This is a genomic window from Kitasatospora sp. NPDC041988 (assembly GCF_055588525.1).
In genome coordinates this window covers 203,826-213,679 of sequence record NZ_JBVJCO010000006.1, presented here as the reverse complement: position 1 = coordinate 213,679, position 9,854 = coordinate 203,826, and the positions used below count along the sequence as shown (strand labels likewise).

Sequence of the window (9,854 nt, the reverse complement as noted above, 5' to 3'; positions counted from 1 at the left end):
AACCACCCCCCCCCAAACTTGCGGGGTCCCCCCCCCCCCCCCCCCCCCCCATCCCCCCCCCCCCCCCCCCCCCCCGGTCCCGGACTACAGCGCCAGCGGCTTGATCGCCGTCGGAGCGTGCTCCGGCAGGGTGGCGAGCTCCTCGAACTCGGTCACGTTGCTCATGTCGACGGTCTTGCTCATCGAGATGTTGGTGATGCGCTCCAGGATGGCCTCGACCACGACCGGGACGCTGTGCTCGGCGGCGAGCTTCTTGGCCTCCTCGAAGGCCGCACCCAGTTCGTTCGGGTCGGTGACGCGGATGGCCTTGACGCCCAGGCCCTCGGCGACCTTGACGTGGTCGACGCCGTAGACGCCGAGCTCCGGGGTGTTGATGTTCTCGAACTCCAGGTTGACCTGGAAGTTGATGTCCAGCCCGATCTGGGCCTGGCGGATCAGGCCCAGGTACGCGTTGTTCACCAGGACGTGGACGTAGGGGACCTTGTGCTGGGCGGCGACCGCCAGCTCCTCGATCATGAACTGGAAGTCGTAGTCGCCGGAGAGCGCGACGATCGGGGTCTCCGGGTCGGCGACGGCGGCGCCGATCGCGGCCGGGATGGTCCAGCCGAGCGGGCCGGCCTGGCCGCAGTTGATCCAGTTGCGCGGCTTGTAGACGTGCAGCATCTGCGCGCCCGCGATCTGCGAGAGGCCGATGGTGGTGACGTACCGGGTCTCCGGGCCGAAGGCCTTGTTCATCTCCTCGTAGACGCGCTGCGGCTTCATCGGGATGTTGTCGAAGTGCGTGCGGCGCAGCAGGGTGGCCTTGCGCTCCTGGGCGGACGCGGCCCAGGTGCCGAAGTCGGGCAGCTTGCCCTCGGCCTTGAGCTCCTTGGCGACCTCGATGAAGAGCTCCAGCGCGGCCTTGGCGTCGGAGGCGATGCCGAAGTCCGGGGCGAAGATCTTGCCGATCTGGGTGGGCTCGATGTCGACGTGGACGAACTTGCGGCCCTTGGTGTACGCCTCCAGGTTGTAACCGGTGTGGCGGTTGGCCCAGCGGTTGCCGATGCCGAGGACGAAGTCCGACTCGAGGAAGGTCGCGTTCCCGTAGCGGTGCGAGGTCTGGACGCCGACCATGCCAGCGCTCAGCTCGTGGTCGTCGGGGATGGTGCCCCAGCCCATCAGGGTGGAGATGACCGGGACGCCGGTCAGCTCGGCGAACTCGACCAGCAGGTCGGAGGCGTCGGCGTTGATGATGCCGCCGCCCGAGACGATCAGCGGACGCTCGGACTCCAGCAGGAACCGGATCGCCTTCTCGGCCTGGGCCCGCGTGGCCCGCGGCTTGTAGACCGGCAGCGGCTCGTAGGTCTCGGGGTCGAACTCGATCTCGGTCAGCTGGACGTCGATCGGCAGGTCGATCAGGACCGGGCCCGGACGGCCGGACCGCATCAGGTGGAAGGCCTCCTGGAAGACGCCCGGGACCTGCGCGGCCTCCAGCACGGTGGTGGCCTTCTTGGTGACCGGCTTGGCGATCGAGGCGATGTCGACGGCCTGGAAGTCCTCCTTGTGCAGCTTGGAGACCGGCGCCTGGCCGGTGATGCACAGGATCGGGATCGAGTCGGCGATCGCCGAGTAGAGGCCGGTGATCATGTCGGTGCCGGCCGGGCCGGAGGTGCCGATGCAGACACCGATGTTGCCGGCCTTGGCGCGGGTGTAGCCCTCCGCCATGTGGGAGGCGCCCTCGACGTGCCGGGCCAGCGTGTGCCGGATGCCGCCGCCCTCCTTGAGGGCCTTGTAGAAGGGGTTGATCGCGGCGCCCGGCACGCCGAAGGCGACGTCAACGCCTTCGAGCTTGAGGATCTCCACTGCCGCGCGGGCGGCTGTCATACGAGGCATCGGGTTTCTCCTGCGTCGGCCCGCAGTGGCTCGGAGGGCTCATCTCCAGAATTCCACCATACGGAAGAACGGTTTCTGTATGCGGAAACAAAGTAAGGCGACGCCTGTCGGGGCGTCAAGGGGACTTTCAACAGAATGTGGAAGCCGGCCGCTCGGCGGAAACCGCAGGTCGCGGGTGGCGGGCGGCCGGAGCGGGGGTCTGCCGGGGTGGGGTGCCGGCTGTCCGGCCAGGCTGTCACGGTGGGGGCGGCCGATCCATCGCCCGTTCCTCCAGTCCGCGGCGTCGGGCCGGGGTCTCCCGTCGTCCCTTCCTGCAAAGCACCCGCCTTGCTGGAGCACCCTCGTTCGTGCACCTGCGCGACTGGCGAACGTGCGTACCCGCCGGAAGGCCCGTTCCGGGCCGAAAAGCGGCCCCGGTGTGCCGTCGGGGTGAAGGCCTGGTGTGCGAGGTTGGCCCGGCCAGGACCCCTGGGTACCGTCGGTGGCACGCCGGGCCCGTCATGGTTCCCATGTTCAACTCGGGCTGCGGCAGGGGGGTTTGGGATCGACCGGGGAGCGGGGGAGCTCCGGCCGTCGTGTCCCGTCCAGGACCACGTGCGCCCGGTCCGCCCGCACCCGACCGAGGGACACCCCCCTGACCGCACGCCACCCGACCCGACACCCACCGCCGCCACCCGGTCCGCCGGGGCGCCGGCCGTACCGATGTCGCGTGCGCTCGTCCCGCGGCCGCCCCGCCGTCCGTGCAAGCGGGGCTGCCCGCCGATCTGCCCTTCGATCCCTGCCCGGCCCGGGCTGCCTGGTGCCGGTCCGCCCGGCGCCGATCTGCCCCAGGTCGGTCCGCCCCGCGTCCCGCCGATCTGCCCGGTGCCGGTCCGCCGTGCGTCCCGCCGACCGCCCTGCCGAATTGCTCCGCCGAAGTGCACCGCCGACCGCCCCGCCGAAGTGCCGTGTCTCCCGCCGTGCCTCCCGCCGACCTGCCCGGGCCGCCGCTCCGGCGTGCCCGGACGTCCCCCTCCCCAGCGGCGCGCCCGCCCCTTCGGCGGGCGCGCGGAAGGAACGCACCCATGCACCGACCCGCCTGCTGTCCCCCCGTCCGCCCCGTTCACGCCCCGGCGACGGTCCGGTGAGCCCCCTGCCCCGCCGCCGCAAGAGCCCGCCGGGCGGCCCGCGCCGCAACGCCCCGCCGGGCCGCGCCCGCCCGCGCCGCCCGCTGCGCCACCACGCCCCGGTCGCCGCGCTGCGCGCCGTGCCCTGGCGCTTCGACCTGCCGGCCTCGCTGGTGGTCTTCCTGGTCGCCCTGCCGCTCTGCGTGGGCGTGGCCGTCGCCTCCGGCGTCCCCGCCGAGCTCGGGCTGGTCACCGGGATCGTGGGCGGCCTGGTCGTCGGCGCGCTGCCCGGCAGCAGCCTCCAGGTCAGCGGACCGGCGGCCGGCCTGACCGTCCTCGTCTACGAGGCCGTCCAGGAGTACGGCGCCGGTGCGCTCGGCGTCCTGGTGCTCGCCACCGGACTGCTCCAGCTGGCCATGGGCGCGCTGCGCCTCGGCCGCTGGTTCCGGGCGATGTCCGCCTCCGTGGTGCACGGCATGCTGGCGGGCATCGGCCTGACCCTGCTCTTCGGCCAGCTGTACGCGCTCGCCGACCGCAGGGCGCCCGCCACCGGGCCGGAGAAGATCGCCGGGCTGCCCGTGCTGCTGCGCGACGCCGTCACCGGCGCGGCCACCCCGAGCGCGGTTGCGCTCGGCGCCGGCACCCTGCTGGTACTCGTCTTCTGGACGTACCTGCCGGCCCGGGTGGCCCGGGCGGTGCCCGCACCGCTGGCCGCCGTCGGCCTCGCCGCGGCCGTCACCGCGGCGGCGGGCCTCCCGGTGGCCCGGGTCCGGGTCGCCGGCCTGCTGGACGTGGTGCAGCTGCCGGACCGTGGCGCGCTCGGCGCCCTGGCGAGCACGGCCGGCCTCGGCACCATCCTCGCCTTCACCCTGATCGCCTCCGCCGAGACGCTCTTCAGTGCCGCCGCCGTGGACCGGATGCACCACGGTCCGCGCACCGACTACGACCGCGAGCTGACCGCCCAGGGCGTCGGCAACACGCTCTGCGGGCTGCTCGGCGCCCTCCCGATGACGGCGGTGATCGTGCGCAGCGCGGCCAACGTCCAGGCCGGTGCCCGGACCAAGGCCTCGCGCGTGCTGCACGGGCTCTGGCTGCTGCTGTTCACCGCGCTGCTGCCCGGGGCGCTCGGCCTGGTGCCGCTGACCGCGCTGGCCGCCGTCCTGGTGCACGCGGGCGCCAAGCTCGTCCCGGTCCGGCGGATCATCGGGCTCTGCCGGGACCACCGGGGCGAGGCGGTGGTGCTGGCGGTGACGGCGGTCGCGGTCATCGGCACCGACCTGTTCGAGGGGGTGCTGATCGGGATCGGCCTGGCGGTGGTCAAGTCGGCCTGGCAGACCTCGCACCTGCAGATCGGCGTCGAGGAGCTGCCGGCCCGGGAAGGCGCGGCGGGTGCGGTGATCGGGGAGGGGCCGCTGATGCGGGTCCGGCTGAGCGGCAACGCGACCTTCCTGCGGCTGCCCCGGCTGCTGGACGCGCTGGAGCGGCTGCCCGCCGACCGCCCGGTCGAGCTGGACTGGTCCGGGCTGCGCCACCTGGACCACGCCTGCACGGTGGCACTCACCACCTGGGCCGCCCAGCACCGCGCCCGCAGCTCCGCTTCGCTGGCGGTCGATCCGCCACTGCCGACGGTGGTCTGACGGGGTGTCGGCCGCTCTGCGTGGTTAGCCTGATCGCGGCGCCCGGTGGTCCGTCGGGCCCGGGTGCCGTGACCAGTCGTCCGGGAGAGGAGCGCAGAACCGTGATCGCAGCGTTTTCGGTCACCCCGCTGGGGGTCGGCGAGGAGGTGGGGGAGGCGGTGGCGGCCCTGTTCTCGTATAGCTACGGCCAGGTGGCGTGTAGCGCTGAGTGACGGCCCGGGGCTGTCGTTTCCCGCCTCCGATCGTCTCGTTGAGCTGAACGAGTGATCGCGGTGGGGTGGAGGAGCGCGGGTGCGGCAGGACTGGGAGCCGGAGGACCTCATCGAGGTCTGGACGCTACTCGAAGACGACATGAAGCGGGTGCGGAACAAGTCCGGGGCAACCCGGCTCGGGTTCGCGTTGTTGCTGAAGTTCTTCGAGGTGGAGGCTCGATTCCCGGAGTCGGCCAAGGAGGTGCCGGCCGCCGCGGTGGAGTACGTCGCTCAGCAGGTGAAGGTGCCGGCCGAGGCGTGGGGTGCCTACGACTGGCAGGGTGACAGGATCAAGCGGCACCGCAAGGAGATTCGGGCGGCGTACGGGTTCCGGGCGAACACCGAGGAGGACCAGGACCGGCTGGCCGCGTGGCTGGCGACCGAGTTGTGTCCGGTGGAGCTGTCCCGTGACCGGCTCGCGGCCGCAGTGGTGGCCCGGTGCCGCAACGATCACATCGAGCCGCCGGCGCCGGGGCAGGTGTGGCGGCTGGTGGGCAAGGCGGTTAAGGACTTCGAGAAGCGGTTCTGCCGCAGCACGACGGAACGGCTCAGCCACGTCACTCGCTCGCGGCTGGAGGACCTGGTCGCGGGCGACGGCACCGACGAGGGCGCCGATGGGGACGGCGCGGTGGCCGGGGGCGGTCGCTCGCACTTCGCCGAGCTGAAGACGGACGCCGGTGCCCCGGGTCTGGAGAGCCTGCTGGCGGAGGTGAACAAGCTGGAGCGGGTGCGGCGGCTGGAGTTGCCCGCGGATCTGTTCGCGGATGTGTCGGAGAAGCTGGTAGACGCCTGGCGGGCGCGGGCGTCGAAGGAGTACCCGGCGAACCTGGAGCGGATGAAGCCGCCGCGGCGGCTGACGCTGCTGGCCACGCTCTGTCATGTCCGGCAGACGGAGATCACCGACTCCCTGGTCGACCTGTTCATCCAGCTCGTACTGAAGATCAACACCCGGGCGGAGCGAAAGGTCGAGAAGGAGCTGGGGGCGGAGCTGAAGAAGGTTCGTGGCAAGGAGGCGATGCTGCTGCGGGTGGCGGAGGCGGCGCTGTCGGAGCCGTCCGGCACGGTGCGGCGGGTGATCTTCCCTGTGGTCGGCGGAGAGAAGACGCTCAAGGCCCTGGCGGCGGAGGCCGCGGCGAACGAGGCCCGCTACAAGGCTCGTGTCCGCACGGTGCTGCGGTCGTCGTACTCGGTGCACTGGCGGCGGATGCTCGCGCCGCTGCTGAAGGCGCTGGAGCTGAAGTGCAACAACACCGCCTACCGGCCGGTGATGGACGCGATCGACCTGCTGGGGCGGTACCTGGAGCAGCCGCTGAAGGAGGGCGCGTTCTTCGACCCGGCGGAGACGGTGCCGCTGGACGGGGTGGTCCCGGAGCAGTGGCGGGCGGCGGTCGTGGACGACAAGGGCCGTGTCGAGCGCATCCCGTACGAGCTGTGCGTGCTCGTGGCGCTGCGGGACGCGCTGCGACGGCGGGAGATCTGGGTGGTGGGCGCGAACCGGTGGCGCAACCCGGAGGACGACCTGCCCGCCGACTTCGAGGACAACCGGGACGTTCACTACGCGGCCCTGGGCCAGCCGCAGGACGCCGGTGAGTTCATCGCCGCGCTCCGGGGCAGGCTGCGGGCGTCTTTGAACCGCTTCGACCGCGCTCTGGCGGAGGGCAGCACGGGCGGGGTGGCGATCGTGAAGAAGCACGGCGAGCCGTGGATCCGGGTCTCCCCGCGGGGCAAGCAGGACGAGCCTGAGTCCCTGGTGGCGATCAAGGCGGAGATCGAGCGGCGCTGGGGCACGATCGACCTGCTGGACATCTTGAAGTACGCCGAGTTCGACACGGACTTCATCGCCGAGTTCACCTCGGTCGCCACCCGCGAGAATCTGTCCAAGGACGTGCTGCGGCGCCGGCTGCTGCTGGTGCTGTTCGGGCTCGGCACCAACATGGGCATCAAGCGGGTCGCGGTGACGGGCAAGCACGGTGAGTCCGAGGCGACGCTGCGTCGGGTGCGGCACCTGTTCGTCAACCGGGCCAACATGCGCGCCGCGCTGGTGAAGCTGGTGAACGCCACCTTCGCCGCCCGCGACGAGATGTGGTGGGGTACTGGCACCGCGTGCGCGTCCGACAGCCGCAAGTTCGGGGCCTGGTCCTCGAACCTGATGACCGAGTGGCACCAGCGCTACCGGGGCCCCGGCGTGATGATCTACTGGCACGTCGAGCGGAAGTCGGTGTGCATCTACTCCCAGCTCAAGTCCTGCTCGGCCTCCGAGGTTGCCTCGATGATCGAGGGGGTGCTGCGGCACTGTACCGACATGGAAGTGGACCGGCAGTACACCGACACCCACGGTGCGTCCATCGTCGGCTTCGCCTTCGCTCACATGCTCGACTTCAAGCTGATGCCGAGGCTGAAGAACATCGGCTCCGCCCGGCTGTACCGGCCAGCCGCTGGGGAGGACGAAAACTGGCCGAACCTCGCCCCGGTGCTGTCCACCAAGACGATCAACTGGGACCTGATCCGCCAGCAGTACGACCAGATCGTGAAGTACACCACCGCTCTGCGGCTGGGAACCGCCGAGGCCGAGCAGGTCCTGCGCCGCTTCACCCGCGGCGGCCCGAAGCACCCCACCTACCAGGCGATCGAGGAACTCGGGCGGGCGGTGCGTACGGCGTTCGTGTGCGACTACCTCGCCGACGTCGAGCTGCGGCAGGAGATCCACGAGGGCTTGCAGGTCGTGGAGAACTGGAACAGCGCGAACAAGGACCTCCTCTACGGCAAGGACGGAGACCTGGCAGGTGCGGACAAGGAGTCCCAGGAGGTGTCCATGCTCGCCCTGCACCTGCTCCAGTCCGCTCTCGTGCACGTCAACACGCTGCTGATGCAGCAGGTCCTTGCCGACCCGAAGTGGGCCGGCACGCTCACCGACGCCGACCGGCGGGCTCTGTCCCCGCTGTTCTGGACGCATGTGAACCCCTACGGCAGGTTCGAGCTGGACATGAACAGCCGCCTGGAGCTGGACCTGGCTACCACGGCCAAGGCGGTTCCCGGCCCGCGCCGCCCCGAGAGTGAGAGCGCGACGGCCCCCGCGTGAGCGGGCCGGGCGGGTGTGCCGCTCCAGGGAGCGGACGGACGCGTGCCGGGACCGCGCGAGCAGTGAGGCGCGCGAATTGGGGGCGTGGGATCTTGGGGCATAGGTTGACGGCATGGTGGAGGGGGCGAACTCCGCGGCGCAGACCATGCCGCAGGAGCAGCAGACAAGGGGGCGGCATGCCGCTCGGCGGAATAAGGACAAAGGCGGGCTGGCTCGTTCGTCTTTGTTGATGGCTGTTGGCACGGTGGTGTCGCGGGCGACGGGGCTGATCCGTCAGGTGCTGCAGGCCGCCGCGCTGGGAACGGGCCTGCTGGCCAGTACGTACAACACAGCGAACACCGTGCCGACGAGCCTGTACACGCTGCTGATCGGCGGCGCGCTCAATGCTGTGCTGGTGCCGCAGCTGGTGCGGGCCCGGGCCACGGAGCCCGATGGCGGGCGGGCCTTACGAGCAGCGGCTGGTCACGCTGGTGGTGTGCGTGTTGGGCGTGGGGACGGCGCTGGCGGTATGGGCAGCGCCGCAGATCGTGGGCCTGTACATGCGGGACACCCCGGACAGTCACGAGGCGTTCGAGCTGACGGTGACGTTCGCGCGGTTCCTGTTGCCGCAGATCTTCTTCTATGGCCTGTTCAGCATCTACGGGCAGGTGCTGAACGCGCGTGAGAAGTTCGGCGCGATGATGTGGACCCCGGTGCTGAACAACGTCGTGCTGGTCGGCATGTTCGCCGCCTATCTGGGGCTGATGACGGTGCCCGACCGGGTGGAGGACATCACCGCCGCCCAGGTGCGGCTGCTGGGGATCGGGACGACCGCGGGCATCGCCGTCCAGGCCCTGGCTCTGATCCCGTTCGCCCGGGCGGCCGGTTTCCGGTTCCGGCCGCGGTTCGACTGGCGGGGCACCGGCCTGGGCAAGAGCGTGCACGCAGCGAAGTGGACGCTGCTGTTCGTCCTGGCCAACCAGGTCTCCCTGACGGTGGTCACGAACTACGCCAACGCCGCCGACCAGGAGCTGCCGCAGGCCGGCGCGGGCTACTCCGCCTACACCTACGCGCAGACAATCTGGATGTTGCCGCAGTCGATCGTGACCGTGTCCCTGGTGACGGCGCTGCTGCCGCGCATGAGCCGGGCCGTCGCCGAGGGCCGCATCCCGGACCTGCGCGCGGACCTGTCTCGGGCGCTGCGGATCAGCGGCGTGGTCATCGTGCCCGCCGCCTTCCTCTTTCTCGCCCTAGGGCCCCAGATCTCTTCGCTGCTGTTCGCCCACGGAGCAGCCGATGCCGCCTCAGCCCGCCCACTGGGCTACATGCTGCAGGCATTCGGGCTCGGACTCATCCCGTTCTCCGCCCAGTACCTGCTGCTGCGCGGCTTCTACGCCTTCGAGGACACCCGCACCCCGTTCTTCATGGCGGCCTGGATCGCAGGCGTGAACATCGCCCTGGCCACGGCCTGCCATGTGGCCCTGCCCGCCCGCTGGTCGGTGGTCGGCATGGCCGGGGCCTACACCCTCTCCTATGTGGCCGGTCTCGCACTCACCGCCTACCTGCTACGCAGAAAGATGGGGGGCCGGATCGACGACGGAGGTCTGCGCCGCACCTACGTGAAGCTGCTGTGCGCCGCGTGCCCGGCTGCTGGGCTGGGCTGGGCCGCAGCGCGTGCATGCGCTGGCCTGGGAGATGGGACGTGGCCTACTGCTGTCGCCTTGGCTGCCGGGGCGCTCGCGACAGCCCTGACGTATCTCCTTCTTGCCCGGTTGCTGAAAGTCACCGAGCTCCGTCGCCTGCCCGGGATGCGTTGAGTCCAGGCAAACGATGGAAGGGGGCGGGTCCGGGGGGGGGGGGGGGGGGGGGGGGGGGGGGGGGGGGGGGGGGGGGGGGTGGGGGGGGGGGGGGGGGGGGGGGTGCGGGGGTT

General features: G+C 71.2%; 3 protein-coding genes and 1 pseudogene. 3 read left to right on the top strand and 1 reads right to left on the bottom strand.

The features are described from left to right. Positions 1-84: 84 nt before the first annotated feature. The gene (gene gcl / locus ACZ6NC_RS09285) at positions 85-1,863 is read right to left on the bottom strand and encodes a glyoxylate carboligase (RefSeq protein ID WP_465730654.1); all 1,779 of its coding nucleotides are present in this window, start codon (positions 1,861-1,863) and stop codon (positions 85-87) included. Between the two features lie 1,219 nt (positions 1,864-3,082). Here gcl and ACZ6NC_RS09280 point away from each other — a divergent pair. The 3 genes and pseudogenes from ACZ6NC_RS09280 to murJ all read left to right on the top strand — a co-directional run bounded on the left by ACZ6NC_RS09280 (position 3,083) and on the right by murJ (position 9,741). Further along, a complete protein-coding gene (locus ACZ6NC_RS09280) occupies positions 3,083-4,615 on the top strand; it encodes a SulP family inorganic anion transporter (RefSeq protein ID WP_465730652.1) in 1,533 nt (510 codons plus the stop codon). Between the two features lie 291 nt (positions 4,616-4,906). Beyond that, positions 4,907-7,945, top strand: coding sequence for a Tn3 family transposase (locus tag ACZ6NC_RS09275; protein ID WP_465730587.1), 3,039 nt, complete (start codon positions 4,907-4,909; stop codon positions 7,943-7,945). A gap of 112 nt (positions 7,946-8,057) precedes the next feature. Next, positions 8,058-9,741: pseudogene (murJ, locus tag ACZ6NC_RS09270) on the top strand (murein biosynthesis integral membrane protein MurJ). Positions 9,742-9,854 lie beyond the last annotated feature (113 nt).

Bases quoted from the DNA above. Each gene is read 5' to 3' on its own strand.
- gcl (WP_465730654.1), bottom strand. From the start codon at position 1,863: ATGACAGCCGCCCGCGCGGCAGTGGAGATCCTCAAGCTCGAAGGCGTT.